Source organism: Tepidanaerobacter sp. EBM-38, assembly GCA_001896545.1.
Taxonomy (GTDB): Bacteria; Bacillota; Thermosediminibacteria; order Thermosediminibacterales; family Tepidanaerobacteraceae; genus Tepidanaerobacter.
Genome location: MPOT01000068.1, coordinates 1 through 23,641, shown reverse-complemented (window position 1 = coordinate 23,641; position 23,641 = coordinate 1). Strand labels below are relative to the sequence as shown.

At 38.6% G+C, this 23,641-nt stretch carries 29 protein-coding genes, 1 tRNA gene and 1 other annotated feature; of the genes, 11 read left to right on the top strand and 19 right to left on the bottom strand.

The genetic code is table 11. The annotated features are described in order from the left end of the window. Window positions 1-356: 356 nt before the first annotated feature. On the bottom strand, window positions 357-1,340 hold the full coding sequence (locus tag BUC45_RS08050) for a WYL domain-containing protein (protein WP_296971490.1): 984 nt from the start codon (window positions 1,338-1,340) through the stop codon (window positions 357-359). A gap of 187 nt (window positions 1,341-1,527) precedes the next feature. On the opposite strand from BUC45_RS08050, the gene BUC45_RS08045 reads away from it, so the two are divergent. The 7 genes from BUC45_RS08045 to BUC45_RS08015 all read left to right on the top strand — a co-directional run bounded on the left by BUC45_RS08045 (window position 1,528) and on the right by BUC45_RS08015 (window position 7,893). Then, window positions 1,528-1,821, top strand: a complete 294-nt coding sequence (locus tag BUC45_RS08045; protein WP_296971488.1) for a metalloregulator ArsR/SmtB family transcription factor — start codon at window positions 1,528-1,530, stop codon at window positions 1,819-1,821. Between the two features lie 19 nt (window positions 1,822-1,840). Beyond that, on the top strand, window positions 1,841-4,366 hold the full coding sequence (locus BUC45_RS08040; RefSeq protein WP_296971486.1) for a DsrE/DsrF/DrsH-like family protein: 2,526 nt from the start codon (window positions 1,841-1,843) through the stop codon (window positions 4,364-4,366). Between the two features lie 152 nt (window positions 4,367-4,518). After that, window positions 4,519-4,593, top strand: a tRNA-Thr gene (locus BUC45_RS08035). A 411-nt stretch (window positions 4,594-5,004) separates the two neighbouring features. Then, window positions 5,005-5,238, top strand: a complete 234-nt coding sequence (locus BUC45_RS08030; protein ID WP_276792479.1) for a FeoA family protein — start codon at window positions 5,005-5,007, stop codon at window positions 5,236-5,238. A gap of 4 nt (window positions 5,239-5,242) precedes the next feature. After that, window positions 5,243-5,473, top strand: coding sequence for a FeoA domain-containing protein (locus tag BUC45_RS08025; RefSeq protein WP_296971483.1), 231 nt, complete (start codon window positions 5,243-5,245; stop codon window positions 5,471-5,473). 67 nt (window positions 5,474-5,540) lie between these two features. Next, window positions 5,541-7,556 carry a ferrous iron transport protein B gene (gene feoB / locus BUC45_RS08020; protein WP_296971482.1) on the top strand — a complete coding sequence of 672 codons (2,016 nt, stop codon included), beginning with the start codon at window positions 5,541-5,543 and terminating at the stop codon, window positions 7,554-7,556. 61 nt (window positions 7,557-7,617) lie between these two features. Then, a complete protein-coding gene (locus BUC45_RS08015) occupies window positions 7,618-7,893 on the top strand; it encodes a FeoC-like transcriptional regulator (protein WP_296971492.1) in 276 nt (91 codons plus the stop codon). A gap of 123 nt (window positions 7,894-8,016) precedes the next feature. Here the strand turns inward: BUC45_RS08015 and BUC45_RS08010 are convergent, their stop codons facing one another. From BUC45_RS08010 to BUC45_RS07950, 13 genes are all read right to left on the bottom strand, one after another. Beyond that, a complete protein-coding gene (locus tag BUC45_RS08010; RefSeq protein WP_296971480.1) occupies window positions 8,017-9,048 on the bottom strand; it encodes a copper amine oxidase N-terminal domain-containing protein in 1,032 nt (343 codons plus the stop codon). 242 nt (window positions 9,049-9,290) lie between these two features. Beyond that, window positions 9,291-9,716, bottom strand: a complete 426-nt coding sequence (locus BUC45_RS08005) for a glycoside hydrolase family 3 N-terminal domain-containing protein (RefSeq protein WP_296971479.1) — start codon at window positions 9,714-9,716, stop codon at window positions 9,291-9,293. Continuing rightward, on the bottom strand, window positions 9,710-10,021 hold the full coding sequence (locus BUC45_RS08000) for a glycoside hydrolase family 3 N-terminal domain-containing protein (protein ID WP_296971477.1): 312 nt from the start codon (window positions 10,019-10,021) through the stop codon (window positions 9,710-9,712). The genes BUC45_RS08005 and BUC45_RS08000 overlap by 7 nt, the downstream gene beginning before the upstream one ends. 48 nt (window positions 10,022-10,069) lie before the next feature. Continuing rightward, window positions 10,070-10,597: a DUF4416 family protein gene (locus BUC45_RS07995; RefSeq protein WP_296971476.1), complete on the bottom strand. Its 528-nt coding sequence runs from the start codon at window positions 10,595-10,597 to the stop codon at window positions 10,070-10,072. Between the two features lie 261 nt (window positions 10,598-10,858). Next, window positions 10,859-11,380: an ECF transporter S component gene (locus BUC45_RS07990; RefSeq protein ID WP_276792491.1), complete on the bottom strand. Its 522-nt coding sequence runs from the start codon at window positions 11,378-11,380 to the stop codon at window positions 10,859-10,861. A gap of 62 nt (window positions 11,381-11,442) precedes the next feature. Beyond that, window positions 11,443-11,691: a TM1266 family iron-only hydrogenase system putative regulator gene (locus BUC45_RS07985; protein ID WP_013777383.1), complete on the bottom strand. Its 249-nt coding sequence runs from the start codon at window positions 11,689-11,691 to the stop codon at window positions 11,443-11,445. 238 nt (window positions 11,692-11,929) lie between these two features. Next, window positions 11,930-12,271, bottom strand: a complete 342-nt coding sequence (locus BUC45_RS07980; RefSeq protein WP_296971474.1) for a NifB/NifX family molybdenum-iron cluster-binding protein — start codon at window positions 12,269-12,271, stop codon at window positions 11,930-11,932. A gap of 141 nt (window positions 12,272-12,412) precedes the next feature. Continuing rightward, window positions 12,413-13,213 (bottom strand): Mrp/NBP35 family ATP-binding protein, encoded by an 801-nt coding sequence (locus BUC45_RS07975; RefSeq protein ID WP_366749964.1) that lies wholly within the window; start codon window positions 13,211-13,213, stop codon window positions 12,413-12,415. 41 nt (window positions 13,214-13,254) lie between these two features. Further along, complete coding sequence (locus BUC45_RS07970) at window positions 13,255-13,701, bottom strand: DUF134 domain-containing protein (RefSeq protein ID WP_296971471.1); 447 nt, start codon at window positions 13,699-13,701, stop codon at window positions 13,255-13,257. 38 nt (window positions 13,702-13,739) lie between these two features. Beyond that, complete coding sequence (locus BUC45_RS07965; protein ID WP_296971468.1) at window positions 13,740-14,633, bottom strand: ATP-binding protein; 894 nt, start codon at window positions 14,631-14,633, stop codon at window positions 13,740-13,742. Continuing rightward, on the bottom strand, window positions 14,600-15,445 hold the full coding sequence (locus tag BUC45_RS07960) for an ATP-binding protein (RefSeq protein ID WP_296971465.1): 846 nt from the start codon (window positions 15,443-15,445) through the stop codon (window positions 14,600-14,602). The genes BUC45_RS07965 and BUC45_RS07960 overlap by 34 nt, the downstream gene beginning before the upstream one ends. A gap of 74 nt (window positions 15,446-15,519) precedes the next feature. Further along, a complete protein-coding gene (locus BUC45_RS07955) occupies window positions 15,520-15,879 on the bottom strand; it encodes a NifB/NifX family molybdenum-iron cluster-binding protein (protein ID WP_296971463.1) in 360 nt (119 codons plus the stop codon). A gap of 104 nt (window positions 15,880-15,983) precedes the next feature. Further along, window positions 15,984-16,361 (bottom strand): DUF5320 domain-containing protein, encoded by a 378-nt coding sequence (locus tag BUC45_RS07950; RefSeq protein WP_296971462.1) that lies wholly within the window; start codon window positions 16,359-16,361, stop codon window positions 15,984-15,986. 528 nt (window positions 16,362-16,889) lie between these two features. Here BUC45_RS07950 and BUC45_RS07945 point away from each other — a divergent pair. Next, the gene (locus tag BUC45_RS07945) at window positions 16,890-18,281 is read left to right on the top strand and encodes a hypothetical protein (protein ID WP_296971460.1); all 1,392 of its coding nucleotides are present in this window, start codon (window positions 16,890-16,892) and stop codon (window positions 18,279-18,281) included. Window positions 18,282-18,436: 155 nt separating this feature from the next. Here the strand turns inward: BUC45_RS07945 and BUC45_RS07940 are convergent, their stop codons facing one another. The 3 genes from BUC45_RS07940 to BUC45_RS07930 all read right to left on the bottom strand — a co-directional run bounded on the left by BUC45_RS07940 (window position 18,437) and on the right by BUC45_RS07930 (window position 20,396). Then, on the bottom strand, window positions 18,437-18,583 hold the full coding sequence (locus tag BUC45_RS07940; RefSeq protein ID WP_296971459.1) for a hypothetical protein: 147 nt from the start codon (window positions 18,581-18,583) through the stop codon (window positions 18,437-18,439). A 108-nt stretch (window positions 18,584-18,691) separates the two neighbouring features. Then, window positions 18,692-19,969: a serine--tRNA ligase gene (serS, locus tag BUC45_RS07935; RefSeq protein WP_296971457.1), complete on the bottom strand. Its 1,278-nt coding sequence runs from the start codon at window positions 19,967-19,969 to the stop codon at window positions 18,692-18,694. A 79-nt stretch (window positions 19,970-20,048) separates the two neighbouring features. Further along, window positions 20,049-20,242, bottom strand: a binding site (T-box leader). Then, a complete protein-coding gene (locus BUC45_RS07930) occupies window positions 20,217-20,396 on the bottom strand; it encodes a hypothetical protein (protein ID WP_296971455.1) in 180 nt (59 codons plus the stop codon). Its footprint overlaps the feature before it by 26 nt. A 91-nt stretch (window positions 20,397-20,487) precedes the next feature. Between BUC45_RS07930 and BUC45_RS07925 the strand changes: the two genes are divergently transcribed. The 3 genes from BUC45_RS07925 (at window position 20,488) to BUC45_RS07915 (ending at window position 22,265) form a co-directional block, all read left to right on the top strand. After that, window positions 20,488-20,976, top strand: a complete 489-nt coding sequence (locus BUC45_RS07925) for an ECF transporter S component (protein ID WP_296971453.1) — start codon at window positions 20,488-20,490, stop codon at window positions 20,974-20,976. Between the two features lie 15 nt (window positions 20,977-20,991). After that, entirely contained in the window at window positions 20,992-21,996 is a 1,005-nt protein-coding gene (locus BUC45_RS07920; RefSeq protein WP_366749968.1) for an AIR synthase family protein, read from the top strand. Between the two features lie 80 nt (window positions 21,997-22,076). Then, window positions 22,077-22,265, top strand: a complete 189-nt coding sequence (locus BUC45_RS07915) for a hypothetical protein (RefSeq protein ID WP_296971449.1) — start codon at window positions 22,077-22,079, stop codon at window positions 22,263-22,265. A gap of 23 nt (window positions 22,266-22,288) precedes the next feature. Here the strand turns inward: BUC45_RS07915 and BUC45_RS07910 are convergent, their stop codons facing one another. Next, window positions 22,289-22,747, bottom strand: coding sequence for an NUDIX hydrolase (locus BUC45_RS07910; RefSeq protein ID WP_296971448.1), 459 nt, complete (start codon window positions 22,745-22,747; stop codon window positions 22,289-22,291). A gap of 120 nt (window positions 22,748-22,867) precedes the next feature. After that, complete coding sequence (locus BUC45_RS07905; RefSeq protein WP_013777368.1) at window positions 22,868-23,335, bottom strand: MarR family transcriptional regulator; 468 nt, start codon at window positions 23,333-23,335, stop codon at window positions 22,868-22,870. Between the last annotated feature and the right edge of the window lie 306 nt (window positions 23,336-23,641).

The window sequence follows — 23,641 nt, the reverse complement described above, 5'->3', positions numbered from 1 at the left end:
TTGTAATAATACAAGCCTTTTTGTGATGCCTGTTTTTAGTTGGATCTCATTTATAGTTTTTTTACATATTTTATTTGACTTTTAATAGTTGGTCTTTCAAAGTTAGTAAATATGAACCATGTAAAGCTAATCCCCCCTTTTTTTTGATGTAAAATTGATTCTGGTATATTGGTTTATATTAGCCCTCTATTCTCATTGCTGTTAGTTCTGATTATGCATATTTCCAAATATATTTTACTATACATATAATATTCTATACTCTTATAGTAATCTCCTTCTTTTTCTGCTAATTTCTAAATTTGTATTATTTTCAATTAAAATATAAGATATCCCATTTTGAAAGTATTGTATTTTGACTAATATCGACTTAATGTTTCAGTTAAATATTCTTTATACTTCTGAGCCACTTCTTTAGGATTTATTATTTTTACTTTATCACCGAACTGAAAAACCCATGAGAAAAAAGTAGGACTAACTACTACTTCAGCCCTCATTATAAAGCTGCTTTCATCTGCTTTTTCCAAATATACATCCTGGCCAAAACGGTCAATTACTACATTGACTAGGGAGTTGTCAAACTGCATTTCTACAGTTTTCTCCTCCCCACCAAACATATAGAAAACTTTCTTTGAGTACTCTGCTATGTTGAATTCCTCATTATCCGGCAGGCTTATTCTAGGCTGTTCTGTAATTTCGATATCACTCATTTTATCCACTCGGTAATGTGTAAAGTCCTGGTACTTTTCAGAGAAGGTTATTAGATAGTAGTTTTCATTGTCCCATGACAGAGCATAAGGGCTGGTTATATATCTTTCGCCATTCTTGCGGAACTTCTTTTCTTTATCTATGGTGTATTCAAAATACCGAAATGAAATTTGCTTGTTCTGAGCAATTGCCAGATAAATCCTGTCCACATTGTAGTAGATGCTTTCGTTCATTGTCTTTACTCTATCGGCTACATATACTTGACGTTGAAGCAGTTTTGCCTGGTGTTTGCTTGTAAAACTTGAAATCTTCTTTATAAGTTCTTCGCTTTTTTTATAAGTAATAAATTTTGAACATTGGACAGCATCTACCAGCAGCTTTAATTCAGCCAATTCAAAAATTCTACTTGCTATAAAATATTCTGTGGTCCTAGTCCTTCTGGAAACTACATCAATACCAAAAAAACGTAATGCATCAATGTCATCATAAATAGACTTTCTTTCGGCAGGAATACCGTATCTATCTAGCTCAGCTATAATATCTTTTAGCGTCATGGCATTTTCCTCATCAGTGTTTTCCCATAGTATCTTCAAAAGGTAAAGTATCTTTAATTTTTGATTTGAACGTCTTGCCACGCCTTGCCCCCCTTAACCCCTGTACTAAATAACACAAAATTCTTATATTACTATAATATCACAATAGTTGACCTATAAAACGGATTATGATAGAACTATTTTTATCCTTTTATTTTAACAATTACATTGACAAGTATATTAGAATATTATAATATGTAAATATACTGATTTGTGAGGGAGTGCACAAATGGATATTGATATGGATAGATTTGCAAAAATTGCAGAGGTTTTAAAGGCGCTATCGCATCCTGTAAGACTTTGTATTGTCCATGGATTGATAGAAAAAGGCAGCTGTAATGTTTCATATATGGAAAAGTGCCTGGATGTGTCGCAATCCGGCATTTCTCAGCATCTTTCAAAGCTTAAATCTGCCGGAATTGTAAAAAATGAACGATCCGGCAATGAAGTTTATTACAAAATAGCCAATGACGATGTTAAGAAACTAATTGTATCTATCTTCGATAACTGTGTTTTAAAATAATTTAAGGGAGGTAATTGCTGTGAGAAAAATATTGATAGTAGGCGGCGTTGCCGGCGGTGCTACCGCTGCTGCAAGACTTAGGAGGTTAAGCGAAGAAGATAAAATAATAATTTTCGAGCGTGGTGAATATATCTCCTTTGCTAACTGCGGGCTTCCCTACTATATTGGCGGTGTTATTTCGGATAGGAATAAACTTTTAGTTCAAACCGTAGAAGGAATGTCCAAACGCTTCAATCTTGATATACGCAATTTTAGTGAAGTCATTAGTATTGACAGGGAAAATAAAACTGTTAAAGTGCGAAACGTAAAAACCGGAGAAACCTATGCAGAAAGCTACGACATATTGATTTTATCTCCTGGCGCAAAGCCGTTGAGGCCTAAAATTGACGGCATAGACGATGCTGCAAATTTGTTTGTACTTAGAAACATACCTGATGCTGATTTGATTAAAAAATTTATAGATGAAAACAATCCGAAATCCGCAGTAGTTATCGGCGGTGGGTTTATCGGCATTGAAATGGCGGAAAATCTGACAGAACAAGGCATAAAGGTTACTTTAGTTGAAAAACTCAACCAGGTTTTAGCCCCTCTGGATTTTGAAATGGCACAGCTTGTCCATCGAGAGCTTAATGCAAATGGTGTTGACCTGATTTTGGAAGATGGTGTGGCCGGTTTTAAGGATGAAGGAAAAAAAATTATTCTTGAAAGTGGCAAAGAAATTGATACAGACATGATTATATTGTCAATAGGTGTTGTCCCGGAGCTTCCCTGCTTGGAATATGCTCCTATGGATTTTGCTTCAAGGGGAACTGTTCCTGAAAACCCCCTGGCCAAGTCCTGCGGCCTTGCTTTGGGAAAGAAAGGACATATACTAACTACAAAACAGCTTCAAACCATAGATGCTAAAACCGGTCAAGTTATTGAAGATATATACGCTATAGGTGATGTAGCTCAAATAACAGACTACGTTACTGGAAATGAAACAGCAGTACCTCTGGCAGGCCCTGCCAATCGTCAGGGGCGCCTTGCTGCAGACCATATAAACGGTCTGGATGTAAATTATCCCGGGGCATTGGGAAGTTCAGTCCTTAAAGTATTTAACCTGACGGTGGCTTCAACCGGAAATAACGAGCGCCAGCTAAAAGCTAAAGGCCTAAAATATAAAGCTATACATGCTCACCCGGCCAACCACGCTACCTATTACCCCGGCGCATCACAGATTGCCATGAAACTTCTATTTGACCCTGGCAGCGGCAAAATATACGGAGCGCAGGCTGTTGGCAGAGAAGGCACTGAAAAGCGAATAGATGTAATTGCTACCACCATAAAACTCGGCGGCACAATCCGCGATTTAGCAGGCCTTGAACTTTGTTATGCCCCTCCTTATTCATCAGCCAAAGACCCTGTAAATATTTTAGGCTATATTGCCTGTAATGTAGCAGATGGCGTGTATGATGTGGTTCACTGGAATGAAATTGATGATATCATAAAAAATGGCGGCTATCTTCTAGACGTAAGAACACCCGTTGAATTTGACGCAGGACATATAGAAGGCGCTGTAAATATTGAGCTTGATGAGCTAAGAAACAGGATTGATGAAATTACGATATCGAAAGATACCCCGATTTACGTTAACTGCCAGGTAGGCTTGAGGGCATATATTGCAATTAGGATATTAAAAGCCAACGGATTTAAAAATGTGTATAATCTTTCCGGCGGTTACTTGACTTATAAGGGCGCAAAATATGTCATCAAAAATGCCGGGAATATCGGACCGGATAGTATCTTGGCTAATATATCGAAACCATCACAAATTGTAAAGGAAATCGATGCTACGGGACTGCAATGCCCCGGCCCACTTCTTGCCGTATATAATGCCATAAAAGAGGCTCAAGAGGGTGAGCAAATCAAGGTTATTGCTACCGATTACGGTTTTGCGGCAGATATTGAAAACTGGTGCAGTACAAATGGGCATAAGCTTATTTCACTGACTCACGATAATGGTAAATATATTGCTCAGATACAAAAGGGCAATAAAGACAACCGCTGCCCTTTATCAGCCCCGACAAGCACCCAGGAAAATGCAACAATTGTACTATTCAGCGGTAATCTTGATAAGGCTCTTGCTGCTATGATTATTGCTCAAGGGGCGGCAATGCAGGGTAAGAATGTAACAGTATTTTCTACATTTTGGGGCCTTAATGCGCTGAGAAAAGATAAGCCTGTTAAAGTTAAAAAGAACTTCATTGAAAAAATGTTTGGTTTCATGATGCCTCGGGGTGCAGAAAATATGCCGCTTTCAAACATGAATATGCTGGGTATGGGACCTGTTATGATTAAAAATATCATGAAAAGTAAAAATGTCGATGATATCAACACAATGATAAAATCCGCTATGGATTTAGGCGTAAAATTTGTCGCCTGCACTATGAGCATGGACCTGATGGGTATAAAACAGGAAGAGCTCATTGACGGCGTTGAGCTCGGCGGTGTGGCCACATATATATCAAGAAATGAAAATGCAGGTATAACATTATTTATTTAGCAAATTCGGATTTGCTTTATTTTCGGCTTTCAATTTAGGATGATTGCCAAATGACAACCATACGCCCTTGACTTTGCCTTCAGTTGGTCAAGGGCACTTGTTTTTGCAAGTTGTTGACTTACAGGATTAAACATTGTAAAATAGAAAAGCAGGCTGATGTGGCTCAGTGGTAGAGCAGCGCACTCGTAATGCGCAGGCCGCCGGTTCAAATCCGGCCATCAGCTCCATGTGAAACCAAAAGCTTTCGGGATAGCCGAAAGCTTTTTTGTTAATTGTCTCCCAAAATATATTTATAGTAAAAAAACTATTCAGAGGTCTGTCATTTTGCTGTATACTGCTGTCATTCTAAGCGCAGCGAAGAATCTTATTTAATTCTTACAAAGATCCTTCACTGCGTTTGGGATGACAAGTTGCTTTCAGCCTCTGAATAGTAACTATTTATATTCAGAAGCATATTTTTGTAAGAAAGAATCATTTTCAAAGTAAAAGTTAAAGAAGTTGCGGTTAATTCTTCATTATCTTCAGGTAAATTTCCTATCATCCAGCTTATTGACATTTTCTGTGTTGAATGGTATTCTGTACTTGAAAATGATTTTCGTTATCTTTCAATTAAGAATAATGCTCAAGGGGGTATCCTAATGACTATAAGTCTAGACAATATTCCTATAGGTCAAACAGTAAAGGTTAAAGATATTTCAGACGGAAGTATCAAGAGAAGGTTGATGGATATGGGGATAGTTCCTGGTTTAGAAATATCGGTAGAAGGCAGGGCACCTCTGGGTGATCCTATTGAAATTCTGGTAAGAGGGTATAAACTTACGCTTAGAAAGAATGAAGCACAAAGCATTTTGGTGGAAAAGGAGGTCGAGTAATTTTATGACTCAGCCTTTGGTGTTTTTTTCTGAAGGAACCCGCGGAAGGATTTATGATATCTGCGGTGGCCGCGAAGTTTCTAAGCGTCTTTTCGAAATGGGATTAAATAAGGGTCAGGAGATCGAAGTTGTCAAAAATGACGCCGGACCCGTAGTGGTCGGTTTAAACGGCAGCAGGATTGCAGTTGGTAGAGGCATGGCCTTTAAGATATTATTAGATACAATTGATAATTGATTAAGCTTTAGTTTTTATTTTTTTAAAATTCGTTGAGAATCATTCTCAATCATTGGGAGGGATTTATATGCTTACTGTAGCATTGGCCGGCAATCCCAATTGCGGCAAGACAACCATTTTTAATGCTCTCACCGGAGCCAATCAGCATGTTGGAAATTGGCCTGGAGTTACTGTAGAAAAGAAAGAGGGAAGGTTGCGATTTGGCGGTAATCAGTATAATATCGTGGACTTGCCCGGCACTTATAGCTTAGGAGCTTATTCGGAAGATGAGATAGTGGCTAGGAATTTTATATTAAAAGATAAGCCGGATTTGGTTGTAAGTGTAGTTGATGCAACAAATATTGAAAGAAACCTATATCTTACTGTTCAGCTTTTGGAGATGGGTGCTAATGTCGTAATAGCTCTTAATATGATGGATGAGGCCGAAAAAAGGGGAATTAAAATTGATGTAGATTCCCTCCAAAGACAATTAGGTGTACCTATTGTTCCTATGATTGCATCACGACAAAAAGGCATTGATGATTTGAAGTCAAAAATATCGGAAGCTATAAAGAAAAATGCGGCAGAACCCGTAAAGATTACGTATGGCCGCGAGATTGATGAAGTGGTTGCATCTTTAGCGCAAATAATAAAACAAAGTGCCAGTATCAATGATTACCCTGCTGACTGGGTGGCATTAAAGCTTCTTGAAAACGATAAATATATACTTGACTATGCAAGTAAACAAGCACCGCATATTTTAGATAAGGTTGCTGCTTATATAAATGATTTAACAAAGTCTTTAGGGATTGAGCCTGAAATGGCAATTGTTGACAAAAGGTATGAATTTATCGGAGATGTTGTTAGAGGCAACATAATAAAGCCAAAGCAGCAAATTGAGACAACATCCGACAAAATAGATAAAGTATTAACACATAAATGGTTTGGACTGCCTATATTTGCTTTGATAATGTTTAGCATTTATCAGCTGACTTTTATCATTGGTGAAGATGTCTTAGGTGGCAGTGTAGCATTTTTATTGGAAACCTTGGGCGAAAATGTAGCGGCATGGCTTGAAGGCATCAATGCTCCAGGTATGTTGATATCTTTTGTAACTGATGGTATCTTTGGTGGAATTGGTGCGGTTCTGGAATTTGTTCCTCTAATTATGGTGCTATACATTTTTCTTGGAATACTTGAGGACAGCGGTTACATGGCAAGAGCCGCTTACGTAATGGACAGGATAATGAGGGCATTAGGCCTTCATGGTAAAACCTTTATATCAATGCTGATTGGTGTAGGTTGTAATGTTCCGGGAATTATGTCTACAAGAACTCTTGACAGTAAAAAGGATAGAATGATAGCAATACTAATCAATCCCTTTATATCCTGTGGTGCTAGGTTGCCCATATATTTGGTGTTTATTGCAGCATTTTTCCCCAATCATGGAGGCACAGTATTATTTATCCTTTATGCTACAGGATTTATCGTCGCTATATTAATGGGAAAGCTTTTCAGTAAAACTTTGTTTAATGGCGAGACTTCATATTTTATTATGGAGCTTCCGCCGTATCGCATGCCTACGGTAAAAGGTGTGTTGATACACATGTGGGATAAAGTCGGAGGATTTTTAAGGCGGGCCGGAACAATTATATTTGCCGTAGTTACGATGCTTTGGGTATTATCTATATTGCCTTATGGTGTAGAACCTTACAGTCAAGCTAGCATTTTAGGCAGAATTGGTTCCTTTATATCTCCCATTTTCAAGCCGGCAGGATTTGGCACATGGCAGGCGTCTGTGGGGCTTTTTGCAGGAATTGTTGCAAAAGAAGCGGTGGTCGCAACGCTCGGTATGGTATATGCAGGCGTAGAAGAAGGCGCCGAGCTGGTAGCATCCATTCAGCAGGCCTTTACTCCCTTAAGTGCTTTTGCCTTTATGATTATGACATTGCTTTATACACCCTGTGCAGCTGTTATAGGTACCGTAAGAAGGGAAACAAATTCGTGGAAGTGGACATTGTTTACGGTAGTTTATACATTTTTAGTAGGCTGGATCGGAGCAGTTCTAGTGTTTCAAATCGGCAGACTTTTAGGATTTAGCTAAAACTAGGATATGAATTTGATACGACGGTCAGTCAAAATCAACTGAAATAGTAAAGAATTTGATGGTGAAAAAAATGCTACTAGAAGCCTTAAAGCAAATCAGTAAAATGCAGGTTTATTCTCTTTCGCAGCTTGCAAACGAGCTTAAAATAGATAGGAGTATGGCCTCTCACATAATAGATCAACTTAAGGTAATGGGTTATATTAAAGAAGAAGTATTGAGCACAGTTTGTAATGGTGAGTGCAAACAATGTGCAGGCTGCCCGGTAGCAAACGGCGCTACCCCGATAAAGACCTTAACCATTACTGCAAAAGGAAGTCGAGCTTTAAATCTTTGAAACTGTAGAATAATAAGTTTTTGTATAACTTTATTTATATAAATTAAAGCCATGCATATAGGATAGTTTTGTTACTGTATCAATGCATGGCTTTAATTTTATCCGGGGCTTTACGCATTGGTGTTATTGCATAACCTCTTCATTATCTATTACTATCTGCCCTTCAAATACATAAGCATTGTTCATTTTCATTACATTCTTAAAGAAACTTAAGGGCACAAAAGTCCTTTCCTCTGTAAGCTCCGGTGCGGCTCCTAGCTTTATAATATCTTCTCCTACAGTATATCCATCCTTGCCTATTGTTAGAAATATATCTTTGCCCACCATAACGCTTTGTGTTTCATTGTTCCACACTACTTCATATCCCAGTGCTTCAGCAATAGCCCTCAGTGGAACCATGACAACACCTTGATTGCTTTCATACGCTGCAGGTGCTTCTATTTTTTTGTTTTCTACAATGATTTCCATTGTTGAGACATCATATGCTTGTTTTTCTTCAACTGCTACTTCTCCTGGTTTCTCTTCTTCCATATCAAATAATACTATTATTTGATATGGAGTCGTTTGTGCAGGAATACTCTTCGTAGCTGACCCGTAAATTACTATAAGTCTTTTGCCTGTAAGCTCACCTTCATAGGTCGTTCCATCTTGTAGGAAAATCTCGGTTTCATCAGAAATATTAAGCTTTAACTGGTTATCAGAGCTTGCTAAACCCTCATTAAAAATATCAAACTTAACATTGCGCTCAGAGCTTTCAACTACTACCACTTCAGCGCTGTACTGTGGAGGGTAAATCATAATCATGGGCCTTGTGGCATCATAGTATGCAGTAATTGTGTCTCCTATTGAAATTTCAGCATCCTCTAGGATATATGTGTCACAAGTTATAACAATATCAGCCGGATTCCCGTCTTTACTTTCTACCGATACCAGTTTTGAGTCTTCCATGCCTTCACGTTCTCTTATCTCCTTAACAATTCCGGTAAAAGCCTTATAACGGATTTTTTGTTGCTCATTCGGTTCGGCGCTCGTTGTTGTAATTTGCCCGGCTGTATTCCCATTTAGTGCGTCTTCCTGATTTAGAGCCAAGGACGTTCCTAATGAAAAAATTATTGTGGCAGATAACAATCCTGCAAGTATTTTTTTAAATTTCATAGTGCAATCATCTCCTTTGAAAATTTTTATTTCTACTTTTTTAGACGGAAATAAAAAGAATAAGTTCCCTGGATTTTGATGGAAGCTTATGCAATATTGATTACCAGGTAAAGCCATTGCTATGAATGCCAGAAGCAATATTATTGTCATCGCTGCGAAAGTTCCAGTTTGTTGTCATCCTGAAGGCTTTGCCTGAAGGATCTTCCCCCAGATTCTTCGCTTTGCTCAGAAAGACAGCTTCGTTAAAAATACCTACCTAAAATATCTCTGATTTTTTCATTTATCTTTTCTACATCCACTGACTCTATCTTTTCATCGTTTAAATTGTATTTTTGTTTTAGCTTTAATATCCTGTATATATGCATATCAAGCTCATCTTCGGTAATAATCCCATCTATCGCCGCCTGTTTTAATGCCTCCAAGACTTTTACCTGCTTTTCATGATCATGGCACACAAGGATAATATCCGCACCTGCCATTATTGATTTTACTGCTGCATCACCTATATCGAAATTTTCCGTTATTGCCCCCATCGTCATATCGTCAGTAATTACAACTTTGTCAAATTTCATTTCGGATCTTAAAATATCGGTTATTATACTTTTTGAAAGCGTAGCGGGGTTTTCTTCATCAATCTCAGGTAGTAATATATGTGCCACCATCACCATATCTGCGTCTGATAGGCATCCTTGATATTCCGTTCAAAAAATATGAATCCTCCAACTTTGTATTTCTCTATCATTTCCTGAGAATATTGGTCATTTTCATATCCTTTAAGACCTACCATGACCATCTGACCAATTTTTTCATCTATAGTCATCTGTGCGATTTGTTTTTTCAACGGATCAACAATATCAGCATCTTGGTCAATGATGTGGTCTTGGTCTTTTACTGCTTGATTATTATAGCTCCCGCAGCCATATACTACTATTGACAATATGATGATCATGATAAAAAATAACTTATAATTCATATCGGCCACCTTGTTTTTAGAAGTTGAAAAGAATTTGTATAAGTATTATTAACAAAGGCGAAGTTTCTTACTGTGAAGCTTGCGAATATCCTCAAAGATTCTTCGGTACTCTATGCTAGCATAATCCGGGTAAGTCCATTGCCATGGTTTAAAATTGCCATCTACAAAACGCAGTGTAACCTCTCCATAGATTCCCCCGCCCAAGTATAAGCGATGGCTATGATCTTTAGTGCTGGCTAATACTAGCTTTGCTAGGCTAATATAACCTATATCAATGTTTACTCGACGTTTGCCATCTATTGACCAGTCTTGTTCAAGCAAATTCGACCACTGCTTAAGATCGGAAAGTTTATCTGGGTCAATCAGCTTGGCAAAAGCAAAAATCTGGCGCTTCAGCCCATCTCCCATTTCATCAGTATAATAGTCTGTATGATTAAACGGCAGCACTGCGCTAGCATAAACACACGGTCCAAGTCGCTTGGTCAAAGCCTCTTTTACCGGTTCAAACAGTTCCTTGTCCGATGTAAAGACACTGGCTACCGGTGTTACCGGCTCCGGAGTTCTTATTTTTCCCATAATACATCCCCTCTTTTCAACTGCCAAGCGGTCCACTATATCCAAGCAAATTATATGAAAGCCGATGACAAGTTTTAAATTACCTATTAAGATGGTTACGGGCAGATGCTCGGACGTCGTACTGAGCCAGCAGTTATTTACTATAATAGCCTATTCTATTATAACCTATATTGTAATCAACAGCGAACCTAGCCACATAAAAAAAAGGAGGAACTTATCGTCCTTCCTTAATCTAATTTATCTTTGTATTTTATTTATCTATCAGCTGTTTTGCTTAATAGCTGCATCTAAAATTTTTTCTACTATAAATGCAACCACGCCGCCTAGTAATGCCGTATACAGCTGAGGTATCTGCATGGCCTTGGCTACGGGAGGTGGTACACTTACAATAAATCTAACTGCAGATGAGAGCACTAAAAACTTAACTATTGCACCTATAATAAGACCGATAGCAGTACCCGCATAGCCCTTACCTAATTTAGAGCGAGCTGCCACATATACAATCACTAATACAGCATTCCCCAGCATAATAAACGGAATCATGGGTGCCAGCGGCGGTGCTAAAATGCCTCTGACAAAAGCAATAAGCGGTGTTAGCATGCCGATGATTACCGCCCCGACTATACCCACATATGTTCCGGAAATAAGCAGCATGGCATTTACGGCAGGACCGGTTACCATCTGAGGAAAGCCCAGCATTTGAAAAGCCAGTGTTATAGCCAAAAGTATAGCAGTTCTAGTAAGCCATCTAATGCTAAAAGGTTTAAGAGTATCTTTATCCATATTCATAAAACCCCCTTATTTAAATTTTGATTTCACTATAGAAAGCAATTTTCTATTAAATGTTAGGCCTTTTTAGTCATTGCGGATTTTACAGAAACAGCCTTGATTTTACCAAGCTTTCCTGTCATGGCACTAATTTCATCTGAAGTGCCATCCACAATAAGTGATATCACTGAAACACCTTTTTCCCTATAAGGAATCCCCATTCTACCTACAATAATTTGCGCATACTCATGCAGTATGGAGTTGACTGCATTAGCACTTTCTAAATCTTCAACAACAATACCTACAACACCAATTCTTTTGTCCACAGCTTACCTCCACCTTCATAAAAATAAAACCCTCGACAAAAAGTCGAAGGTATTTTTGCATTTAATATATAAACTGCTTTTGCTCGGTCCTTCACCTTTTTGCTCAGAAATTCCTTGCAATCAGGAAGTTATGGACTTTTTCATCTTCCGCATCGGAAGCCGCCGAAACATCAGATGTATTGTTATTGTAACACTTTCCAGGAACAGCTGTCAATGAATAATTTGGAACCGTCCCTAATTATTCATGGTGGTCACAATAGCTTTCTTTGCTGATAAGGTTTCCTTCTAGATAATCCTGTATTACTTCATCAACTATGCCTGCAGCACCGGTTATGGTTTGTATGTTATTTTGGTCAAAGAGCTGCTTAGCTTTTAATCCCATGCCTCCGGCAATTATACAGTTAATACCTTGTTTTGCTAAAAATCCCGGTAAAAATCCGGGTTGATGGCCTGGGTTAGTAATACACTCTTTTGAGTTCACCTTTTTTTCACTTTCATCTACATCATATATGGTAAACTCTTCACAATGCCCGAAATGGGCGGAAACTTGACCTTTATCCGTAGGTATGGCTATTTTCATAAGTAATTAATTCCTCCTTTTTCTATATCTTGGTAATTCACTTTATCATTCTTCTTTTTTCTTGGCATTTCTTATATGTGCATGATATGCCTTGAAGAATGACATCGGATTTACCCTCTTGTGAATAATTTGGAACCGTCCCTAAAAATTGATCCCTAGAAATTGTGGGCTTTCATACTCTTCTATTCGACCTTCATCGCAAAACTTGGCTAATTTATAGTCAATAGGTAGTGAGCCTAGATAAGGGACATTTGCTTCTTTTGCTCCCTCTTCGCCCCGGCTCTTGCCGAATACCTCTATTTTTTCTTTACACTTGGGGCAAAGCATATAACTATAGTTTTCAACGAGGCCGATTACTCTAATATCCATCATATTTGCCATTTTAACGGCTTTCTTGACTACCATGCCCACTAATTCCTGTGGTGATGAAACGACGATAAGGCCGTCCACGGGCAGTGACTGCATTACGGTTAGAGGCGCATCACTTGTTCCAGGCGGCAGATCCACCAACAGGTAGTCCAAATCGCCCCATACTACATCATTCCAAAACTGTTGTATGGCGTTGCCTATCAAAGGTCCTCGCCAGATAACTGGATCATCCTCGTTTTCCAGCAGAAGGTTTAAAGACATAATACGGATACCTGTAGAGCTTTCTGCCGGCATAAGCCCAAATCCCAGATTTTCAGGTCTTTTGTTTATACCGAACATGCGAGGAATACTTGGTCCTGTTATGTCCGCATCCATTATGCCCACACTGTAACCCTGTTTTTTGAGACTTACTGCTAAAAGGCCTGTCACCGTTGATTTGCCTACGCCACCTTTTCCGCTCATAACAGCTATTACTTTTTTTATGCGGTTTAATCCCGCTGCTGATGGTTCTTGAGGCTCTTTTTTTACTGTTTGTTCTTTATTGTTTCCATTGCCTTCCTGTTGTTTCACCAAATACACCCTTTCATTCTGAGAAAAATGTTTGAATTCTTGCTTTAATCCGGTATATCTTGCCGGTTATGCCCATGGCATCGACCTCTCTGCATCCTTTTGGGCGCCCAGTTAGTACTGTGGCACTTAGGGCATTCCTTGTTGGTTTCGTCCTGTGGTTGACTCCATTCATTTCCACAATCCCAGCATTTTAGCGGCCTGACAAATTGATATGTTCCGCCTTCGATTCGAATTGCTTTACCTTTAACAAGCGCTTCGGCAACTTTTGTGCGAGCTGAATTTATAATTCGGACAAAAGTCGGCCGGGAGATATTCATTCTTTCGGCACAAGGTTCCTGTTCAAGGCCCTCTAGGTCTTTTAACCTTAATGCTTCAAGTTCTTCAACCGTTAAAACCACTTCATCCAACTGTCGTAAAGGCACTCCGGCAGGCTTAAAATATGTTATGTCAGGTATAAACTCCACATGACGCCATTTAGGTGGTCTTGCCACGCTCACACTCCTCTCACTCTAATTCTAAAGGTATTTTACTACTGTAATGAACATATGTCAATAAGCCTTTCCGCTATATCTGTCAACGCATTAGCCGCGGGACCTCGGGAAAATTCTACCAATGGAGTTCCCTTAGCAATAGATTTTACTACATCCTCATCAAACGGAATTTTACCTATAACTTCAATACCTATATTATTGCAGTATTTTTCGATTTCAAAACTCTTTCTAAGGGAAATGTCATATTTATTAATAATGACTTTTACTTTTACCTTGAAATTCTTTGAAAGCCTGATTACCCTATCAAGATCATGTTTGCCCGAAACGGTAGGTTCCGTTATAACCAAAGCCGTATCGGCTCCCGATAAAGCCGAGATAACAGGACATCCTATTCCTGGAGGCCCATCGGTTATTATATAGTCATATCCGTTTCTTTCGGCAATTTCTTTGGCTGCTTTTCTGACAACAGCCACCAATTTCCCAGAGTTTTCTTCAGCAATACCCAATTTTGCAAAAATCATCGGTCCATACCGGGTATCTGAAATATACCAATGGCCTGAAAGGTTATCAATTAAGTCTATGGCCTTTTCAGGACAAATGTTATAGCACACCTGGCAGCCTTCACAAAAATGCTCGCTCACTTTGTAATTAGTTATAGCATCGAAGCGGCAAACCTCTACACATTTCCCACATCTGGTACATTTTGTAAGATTAATACGGGCCCTCTTGCTCCCCCAAAATTCAAAAGTTTGCTTTATCTCGGGTTTTAAAATCAGATATAAATCAGCCGCATCCACATCGCAATCGGTTAAAACCGCTTTTTTTAAAAGAGCTGCCAGTGAAGCTGTAACAGTGGTTTTCCCTGTTCCACCTTTTCCGCTGATTATCACCAGTTCCTTCATGCCTTCACCTGTCTTTCTATTGCATACCACAAGTTTTTGAATTCTTCTCTGAGCTCAGGAAATTCTTCTGTAAGCAATTTCCCTTCGGCATAGCATGCAGCATATCGCCGGTCAAAGGGTATCTTCATTAAAACTGGGATATCTTCCTTTGAAAGATAGTTTTCCATATCGGGATATTCCATCCCAGCCCGATTTATAATAACTCCGAATGGGATTTCAAGTTCCTGGACAACCTTCAGAGCAAGTTTAAGGTCACTTAATCCAAAAGGTGTCGGTTCTGTGACCAATATGCAATAATCCGCTCCCGATACTGCATTTATCATAGGGCAGGACGTACCTGGCGGTGCATCAATTATAACGGCAACATTATTTTTGATATGTGCCTTTACCTTCTTAATTACCGGTGGAGCTAAAACCGCTCCAACTTCTAATATCCCATAGACAAAGCCCATACCAAAAGCATGGCCGCTCTTTACACTCCCAATTTTTTGGTAAGTTTCTGCAATAGCTCCGGCAGGGCAAAGCAGCATGCAGCCGCCGCAGCCGTGACAGAGTTCTTCAAAGACCAGAAGCTTTACTTTAATATCTGCCAGTGCATTAAAGGCGCATTTTTGCACACATATACCGCAATGAGTGCACTTATCATGGTCTATCGTAGGAACGGGAAGCATGACATCCTCACTGTGGCTTATCTCATGATCAATAAACAGATGCACATTAGGCTCTTCCGTATCGCAATCCAAAAGCTGCACAGATAGTGTATCCTTTAAAGAAACAGCCATATTTGTTGCTATCGTGGTTTTCCCAGTGCCTCCCTTACCACTTGCAACCGCAACAATCATAATCTCACCACCTTTGAATAATTAGTGAATAATTAGGGACGGTTCGTTTTTATTCATGTGTATATTTTTTAGTTCTATTTATTATGCTGTCCTGTGGTGGCGCCGGAAATCTTCTCAAGTTTGCCTTCTAAAAAATTTGCTAGAGCTTGTCTTACAGTCATGGAATTTGCAATAAATACATCTATGCCTGATTCTTTTAGGATTTTTACGGCATTTGGCCCTATTTTTCCGGTTATTATGGCTTGAACACCTTTTTCCGCTATAAACTGAGCTACCTGGACACCTGTGCCGTGAGCACTGCTTAATCCCTCGTTCTCAAATACCTCAAATTCATCAGAATCAGTATCAGCAATAATAAAATAACTTGAACGCCCAAACCTTTCATCAATCATGGAATCCAAATCTGTGCCAACAGAAGTTACAGCTACTTTCAAGACTATTCCTCCTCGTATACTATATTTAAACCATATTTTGCAAAAAGAATCGTTGGGTGATATAAGCCCACCCAACTGATGTCATTTTCCCAATTTCAATCCCGCTACTTATCAGTGGGATTTTCTTCTTCTGCCGCTTTTAGCTGATTTAGCCTGTCCTCTATGGCTTTAAGCTCTTGTTTTAAGAAATTTGCTTCCCGGGAAAGAACCTTGGCTTCGCTTTCTTGACTATACTTTGCGTTATAACCCGGAGCAAATTCAAAAGGATTGGCTTCTCTTGCCCAAAAAGGCAGACCTGTTGTATAAAACTGATGCCTATAGCCTCGTCCACGGCTATAATATCCACATCCACAGCCTCTCCCCACAAATCCTCTTCCAATAGGATTGAGGGAACCAGGCACTGAAAAACCGGCACAAAATCCTCTGCTACGACCGGTCATAGGACCGTATCCGGCAGGACCAGTTCCATCTCCACTAGGCATAAGCTCACCTCCCTTAAGGATTTTATGGACATATGTTCATTATCTTTAATTTTATATTAACATTATTATGAACATATGTCAAATAATAATGCAAGCAATATAGTTCATTCTATTATTATGTCATGTTAAATTTATTCTGATAAAATGTCACCTATGTGATGAGAATCTATAAATACAGTTTCGTAACAGTACTCCAAATGCTTTTCTATATTTATCAACATTTTTTTCAAAATAATTCATTAATAAGAATAGATTTTGCTATATAGCTCATAATATTTAGCAGGAGGTTTTTATCGCATCAAAATCAAGATTTGTTGTTTGATATGATAATTATTATCATTGAAAATATTTTCTTTTTTTTAATACTTCTATTTTATAAGGAGGATTTTTATTTTTTTCGTCGAATTAGTATAGAAATAGCAAGTCACTCATCATTGATGAGGAGGTGGTAATTTTTTTTAGATGTGAGTAATTTTTCCATTGATTTTTTACGTATCTCAAATTCTTAAAAGAACTGGAGGATTTAACATGACTCTTGCTCACTGGATTTATGCTTTGGGTACTATTGCTGTTGTGGTAGCTATGTTATTTCGTCGTAATGTTCTCATCCCATGTATTGTTTCTACTTTTTTGATTGCACTTATCTACAAGGGGAGTTTAGTGGGAGCTGTTACAGCAGTTTTTAGTGCTCAAATAGCAGCTCTAGTTGAGTTAGGAAGTATCTTCTTAATTATTGGTTTGATGTTTGCAATGCTAAAATCTATTAGTGTAACCGGAGCTGATGAAATGCTGGTAGCTCCTATGAAGAAGCTGATGGTTTCACCTGCGGTAAGTTATATTGTTCTTGTTGTTACAACCTATGCTATATCTCTCTTTTTTTGGCCAACCCCAGCCGTGCCCTTAATCGGCGCTTTATTGGTACCAGCTGCTATTGAAGTAGGTCTACCACCCATGGCAGGAGCAGTAGCTATGGCTTTAGCAGGACAGGGTATGGCCCTTTCCGGTGATATGGTTATTCAGGGTGCACCTGGCCTTTCGGCTAAAGCTGCCGGTATCCCGGTCTCAATCGTGACAGGTTATGGTGCCATCCTTTCCCTTATCACAGGTATAGTTGCTATTGTAATGGCTTATTATATGATGAGAGATGAAATAGCGCTATTCCAAAAGGAAGGCAAGCGGGAAGCAGCAGCCGTAAATGAAGCAAGACCTGAAATGAAAATGAAAGGCGAGGAGCATCGTGGCGAGGCTTATGCTCCCTTCCTGATGTGGCTAACTATTATTGCATTAATCGGCGTCATATATGCCATGTTCCGCTTCGATATAAAAGGCGGTGACGCTTCAGCACTTCTCGGTGGCACTGCTGTTTTAATTATGACTATAGCAACTATTCTCGTAGAAGGTGTAAAGAGTCTTGATGTTATAGCTGATTATTTAACCGATGGATTGGTTTTTGCATTTAAAGTAATGGGTCAAATTTTACCTATAGCAGGATTTTTCTTCCTTGGAAATCCTGAAGTCGTCGCTAGTATTTTAGGAGAAGGAGCTCCCGGATTTCTTTTTGATATCGGACAAATGATTGCTCAGTCCATTCCTCCTGAAGGCTTTCTTTCCGCCTTTGGTATGCTGATTCTAGGCATTATCGGTGGTTTGGACGGCTCTGGTTTTTCCGGTTTGCCCATGTCGGGAACCTTGGCAGGTGCAATGGCCGGTGGAAATGTCAAGGTAGCGGCAGCTCTGGCTGCTATAGGCCAAATGGGCAATATCTGGTCTGGCGGCGGAACTATTATAGCATGGAGTTCCCTTATAGCTGTAGCAGGTATTGTAGGTGTACCTGTGATGGATTTAGCAAGAAAGAATCTTATACCGGTTATTACCGGTCTGATAGTATCCACAATTGTAGCCGTTTTGTTTTTGATGTAATAAAAAGCGGGGTTCATCATCCCCGCTTTTTTTATTTCACCTCAAGTAAGCTATAAATTTGCAGTCATTACTATAATAAGTTAAGTTGTATAATATCAGCCGGAATTAACCGTTATAAGGAAAGGACAGCCGTTATCTTTTTATTGTAACTAAAATCAGGTCTTAACCCAAGTAAATTCTTTTATATATTCTGCATAGATTTCTGCTTCATCTTTTATATTTTTTATATTCATATTCTTTTCCTTAAAGAGGTTTTTATAAAAATTTTCTCTGTCTTTATCAAATTGCAAAGACTTAGCCATGTAAATCACTCCTCTTTATTTAAAAACAAAAACTTATATTATCATATTCAAAAAGCGGCTCAAATTCTACAATTGAGCCGCTTAAAATTCTTTACCAACGCTGTTGAATTATATATCTATTTTATTTAATCCTCCCATGTATTCACGCAAAACTTCAGGAATTATTACAGAGCCGTCAGATTGCTGATAGTTTTCAAGTATAGCTGCCGTAGTCCTTCCTATTGCAAGACCCGAACCATTTAATGTGTGTACATATACGGGTTTTGCTCCTTTTTCAGGTCGGTACTGAATTCGTGCACGCCGAGCCTGAAAATCTTTAAAGTTACTGCAGGAGGATATCTCTACATAGCGATTATAGCTTGGCATCCAAACTTCTATATCGTAGGTTTTTGCGGAGGAAAATCCTAAATCTCCCGTGCTTAAAACTACTACGCGATAAGGCAGCCCTAAAAGTTCGAGAACCTCTTCAGCATCGGCTGTCAGCTTCTCTAGTTCTTGCATTGAGCTTTGCGCATCTGTAAACTTTACCAGTTCCACTTTATTAAATTGGTGCTGCCTTATAAGGCCTCGAGTATCTCTTCCCGCCGAACCCGCTTCAGCTCTAAAACACCCGCTGTAAGCCACATAGTAGATAGGTAAATCATCTTTCGACAGGATTTCATCTCTGTGCAAATTAGTCACAGGCACTTCGGCAGTAGGTATTAAGAAATAATCATTATTGTTGGCAAGCTTAAAAGCATCCTCCTCGAACTTTGGCAATTGGCCGGTACCGGTCATGCTGTCACGATTTACTATGAATGGTGGGAATATTTCCTTGTAATTATGCTTTTGTGTATGCAAGTCAAGCATAAAATTAATTAGTGCTCTTTCAAGCCTAGCACCCGCTCCCTTGTAAACAGTAAACCTTGAACCGGTAATTTTCCTTGCACGCTCAAAATCTAAAATATCCAAATCTTCACCGATGTCCCAATGAGGTTTAGGCTCAAAATCAAATTTAGTCGGCTCACCCCATCTTCTAACTTCGACATTATCCGCATCACTTTCTCCTATAGGCACTGAATCATCCGGTATATTTGGTATTGTCAGCAGAATTTCTTCAAGACTCTTTTCTACCTCATTTATCTTCTCATCCATTTCTTTAATCTGCTGGGATACCTCTTTCATGCGAGCGATGAGCTCATCAGCAGGCTCTTTGGCTTTCTTTTTACGTGCAATTTCTTCCGACTCTGAGTTTCTCAGGTTCTTTAACTTTTCCACTTCAAACAGAAGATTCCGGCGTTCTTCATCAAGTTTCAAAAATCTGTCAAGGTCCGCTTCAGTTCTTCTATTCTGAAGCGACCTCCTAACTATATCCGGATTTTGTCTTACAAACTTTACATCAAGCATATTTTTACCTCCTATGCTACAAGTTTTTACTATATATCATTTCTAATCCAAATAGAAAATATTAAAGTCCTCTCACCCCTAAAGGGGCGAGAGGACTCGCGTTGCCACCCTTATATATTACTCAATTCATTTAACGGAATCATATAAAATCCCGGCACCTTTTCAAAGATGCAGCTTCGGGGTGGAATTAGGCAAAGTCTTTTACCGGCTTTCACCATCCGCCGGCTCTCTAAAAAAAGAACCAAGCTTACTTTTCCCCATCATAGCTACTAGCTTTCTCTATTGTCCTTTTATTATATCGGACAATGCCGAGAAAATCAATAGTTGATGCTATTTTTAAGGCGGTGGTTGCAGTAAATCTAGGTATGGAGTTTAGATTCATATTGTGCTGCATTAAGTGTGATGGTTGATTTCTATTTAGTTGCAATAATGCATTCAAAATATTTGTCAAAGGCTTTTTCTTTCTGATATAATACCATTAGAATTTTAGTAGATATCAGCGGGGAGGATAAGTTTTTATGGATGATAAAATTAAAAAACTTGCATTTATGGGCCTTTTTTCCGGATTATTAGTCATAGCTACTGTGGTATTGCGTTTTCCAGTTCCTACATTTAATCTTTATTTTAATTTAGGTGAAGCTGTAATTTATTTAACCGCACTGCTTTACGGACCGGGTCCGGGCGCTGTTATAGGAGGGGTGGGGTCGGCACTCTCCGATATCATCGGAGGGTATCCTGTTTGGGCTCCTATTACTTTTGTTATTAAGTGTCTTGAAGGATATATAGTGGGAGCTCTCTCTAAAAGGAATAAGTATGTTGCTGTTACACTCGGTGGTTTGACAATGATGGCAGGTTATGCATTGGCAGCCGGTATTCTCTATGGGATGGCTGCTGTGCCGGTAGAACTCGCCGGGGACTTTGTACAGGTATCCGCAGGAGCCGCTATTTCCTTGTTTTTACATAACAGGCTTAAGGATATTACTTTTAATGATGAAGATAAATTTTGAGGTGATTAATCAATGTTGAAAGCAGGAAAAGTCCCGCCGGAGCTTTTAAAATCCAGTGTTTACCCTTATGTAGGTAAACTAAGAAAAGAAGTGTTAGTTCACTCTAGTTTTGGAGAAGATTGCAGTATTATAGATTTTGGTGATTCAGTAGCTGTCCTTTCCACAGATCCAATAACCGGTGCAGATATTCACAGCAGTCATCTTGCAGTGTACGTATCATGTAATGATGTTGCAGCCTGTGGTGCAGAACCTATTGGAATTCTTGTTACATTACTTTTGCCGATAGGTTCTAGTGAGTCGCTTTTGAAAGAATTGATGAAGGGAATAAATGAAGCTGCAAATAAAGTTGGCATAGAAATTCTTGGCGGACACAGTGAAATTACTTCGGCAGTATCAAAATCTATTATTTCTACTACCGCCATCGGTATTACCAGCAAGGATAAATATGTAACATCTTCAGGTGCCAAACCCGGTGATGCCATAATAGTAACAAAAACCCTTGGTCTTGAGGGGTCTGCTATTCTTGCTTCAGATTTTGAAGAATTTCTCATTAAAAAGCTTCCAAGGGAAACTATAGAAAAAGCTAAAGATTTCATAGAAAAAATAAGCGTTGTTGATGATGGTATCATTGCTTCTAAAGTTGGTGTTTCGGCTATGCATGATATCACAGAAGGCGGATTGTTGGGGGCATGTTATGAAGTAGCCGAGGCATCGGGGGTGGGCATAGAAATATATCAGGATTTACTTCCAATTTTGCCTGAAACTCAAGATATTTGTAAAGCTTTTGGTATAAATCCATTAGGCCTTATTTCTAGCGGGTCTATGCTCATATGCACGCCTTTTGCCGATGAAGTTATTGCCGCTTTAAATGAAAGTAAAATTGATGCCACTGTAATAGGCAAGGTTACTTCTCAAGAACATGGAAAATTTATGGTTTCCTCAGGTAAAAAATGTCCAATCATGCCTTTTGAAAGAGATGAATTGTACAACGCTATCGAAAAGGTTCATAATCAATTATGAGCTAATTATTTTATACTGCTTGTATAAAACTTCCTGAGCTGGTTAAAATATTTATATAACCTTCTCTAGGAGGAAAGCTTATGGTGGAAATAGATATCTTGGCTGAACTTTCAGATATGAAAATAATAGACTATAGGAATACTTTGGCTATAGTGAGCCTTATTGAGGTCTTGACTGAAAAGGGAATAATATGTAGTAATGATGTGGCTCTTAAAGCTCAGACCTTGGATGCTATTTCAGAAGAACCAATTAAAATTCATACAGTTTAAAAAAAGCAGCTTAGCTGCTTTTTTTAAACTATCACTTCGTCTTTTTCATCTTCGTTTTTTTCTTTTCCTTTACAATACTCCAAGTACCGCTTATACGACGTTCTTACAAGAGATTTATCCTGACTATAAGTTATCATATCCATGGCCTCTTCAATTGGATAGAAGCCTCCATCTGAAAAATTAAGTTCTGCATTAGGATTACAATTTTCAGATAGGGCTTCCATTAAAAACCATGTAATTTGATTGCATACCGGTCTTTGTCTTGTAACAGAATAAAATTCATAGCAGGTCTCTCCTACACATGAAACTATGCGAGCATTTACGCCTGCCTCCAACTTCACTCGCTCTATCGCCACTTCTTGAGCAAGTCTGCCTGGTCTGATAACTCCTTTAGGTAACACCCATTCGCCTTTTTCATTTTTTAATATTAGAACCTTATCTTTTAAAAAAACTACACCACCAGAGCAAATTCTTGTAAGCATTTATTAGCCTCCTTATACCCATCTTGTATTTTTTATATTTATTCTTATTAACATGCTTGCTATAAAATTTCTGTTATAAAATTTCGACATCACCTATAGAAAATCCTGCTTGTTTCTGTCTCATAATAAAAAATTGCAATTTTCTTCAACTATGGATTTAATATCGTCTATAGCCGCTTGCAGGCGTTTTTTTTCTTCACTATTTAATCTTTCCAAATTTTTCTCTATTAAATCTAAAAAATCTTCCCTGTATTGTTTTAAAATCTGACTTCCGGCCGGGGTAATTTTAACCATTACAACTCGCCTATCCTCAGGTAAGAAACACCTCTCAACCAAATTCTTGTCTACCAATCGGTCTATCATTACAGTAAGGCTACCATAAGATGTATGGACTATTTCACCTAAATCCGACATTTTATATGGACCATTTTTTTCTAAAATACATAAAACTCTATATTGCTTCTGAGTTATGTCTAGGTTATCAGCTTTAACTAGCTGTTGTCTATGTATATATTTCATCCAGCGAGTTATGGAACGCAAAAGTGTATCAAGGCTTTCCGCCAGTTTACGGTCATTATCATTGGTCATGGCAACCACCTTCTTCAATCGGTTTTAAGCTATGCTATAGTTGAGCTGAAAAAGTATATTAAGAAAGATAATATGCTGCTACTATTCTAAGTATAACATCTTCTTCTCTTAGTACATCCGAGTCATTGGTAAAATTGACACTGTATCTTGGGATACTTTTTTATGTATACCTTTTTAATATTTCTTTTAATATATTTATTTTAAGCATAAACTATTTGATTATCAAAATATCGAGTATAAATATGGCTCCTCGAGTAGGATTCGAACCTACGACCCTTCGGTTAACAGCCGAATGCTCTACCGCTG

What these genes read in the sequence shown, in the direction of transcription:
- BUC45_RS07910 (WP_296971448.1), bottom strand. Translation starts at nt 22,747, where the DNA reads ATGCTTACAAGAATTTGCTCTGGTGGTGTAGTTTTTTTAAAAGATAAG.
- BUC45_RS07915 (WP_296971449.1), top strand. Translation starts at nt 22,077, where the DNA reads ATGGTGGAAATAGATATCTTGGCTGAACTTTCAGATATGAAAATAATA.
- serS (WP_296971457.1), bottom strand. Translation starts at nt 19,969, where the DNA reads ATGCTTGATGTAAAGTTTGTAAGACAAAATCCGGATATAGTTAGGAGG.
- BUC45_RS08005 (WP_296971479.1), bottom strand. Translation starts at nt 9,716, where the DNA reads ATGGTGATGGTGGCACATATATTACTACCTGAGATTGATGAAGAAAAC.
- BUC45_RS07925 (WP_296971453.1), top strand. Translation starts at nt 20,488, where the DNA reads ATGGATGATAAAATTAAAAAACTTGCATTTATGGGCCTTTTTTCCGGA.
- BUC45_RS08010 (WP_296971480.1), bottom strand. Translation starts at nt 9,048, where the DNA reads ATGAAATTTAAAAAAATACTTGCAGGATTGTTATCTGCCACAATAATT.
- BUC45_RS07980 (WP_296971474.1), bottom strand. Translation starts at nt 12,271, where the DNA reads ATGAAAATAGCCATACCTACGGATAAAGGTCAAGTTTCCGCCCATTTC.
- BUC45_RS08015 (WP_296971492.1), top strand. Translation starts at nt 7,618, where the DNA reads ATGGTGAAAAAAATGCTACTAGAAGCCTTAAAGCAAATCAGTAAAATG.
- feoB (WP_296971482.1), top strand. Translation starts at nt 5,541, where the DNA reads ATGCTTACTGTAGCATTGGCCGGCAATCCCAATTGCGGCAAGACAACC.
- BUC45_RS07995 (WP_296971476.1), bottom strand. Translation starts at nt 10,597, where the DNA reads ATGGGAAAAATAAGAACTCCGGAGCCGGTAACACCGGTAGCCAGTGTC.
- BUC45_RS07905 (WP_013777368.1), bottom strand. Translation starts at nt 23,335, where the DNA reads ATGACCAATGATAATGACCGTAAACTGGCGGAAAGCCTTGATACACTT.
- BUC45_RS08045 (WP_296971488.1), top strand. Translation starts at nt 1,528, where the DNA reads ATGGATATTGATATGGATAGATTTGCAAAAATTGCAGAGGTTTTAAAG.
- BUC45_RS07945 (WP_296971460.1), top strand. Translation starts at nt 16,890, where the DNA reads ATGACTCTTGCTCACTGGATTTATGCTTTGGGTACTATTGCTGTTGTG.
- BUC45_RS07990 (WP_276792491.1), bottom strand. Translation starts at nt 11,380, where the DNA reads ATGGATAAAGATACTCTTAAACCTTTTAGCATTAGATGGCTTACTAGA.
- BUC45_RS07940 (WP_296971459.1), bottom strand. Translation starts at nt 18,583, where the DNA reads ATGGCTAAGTCTTTGCAATTTGATAAAGACAGAGAAAATTTTTATAAA.
- BUC45_RS07950 (WP_296971462.1), bottom strand. Translation starts at nt 16,361, where the DNA reads ATGCCTAGTGGAGATGGAACTGGTCCTGCCGGATACGGTCCTATGACC.
- BUC45_RS08000 (WP_296971477.1), bottom strand. Translation starts at nt 10,021, where the DNA reads ATGAATTATAAGTTATTTTTTATCATGATCATCATATTGTCAATAGTA.
- BUC45_RS07960 (WP_296971465.1), bottom strand. Translation starts at nt 15,445, where the DNA reads ATGATTGTTGCGGTTGCAAGTGGTAAGGGAGGCACTGGGAAAACCACG.
- BUC45_RS08030 (WP_276792479.1), top strand. Translation starts at nt 5,005, where the DNA reads ATGACTATAAGTCTAGACAATATTCCTATAGGTCAAACAGTAAAGGTT.
- BUC45_RS08025 (WP_296971483.1), top strand. Translation starts at nt 5,243, where the DNA reads ATGACTCAGCCTTTGGTGTTTTTTTCTGAAGGAACCCGCGGAAGGATT.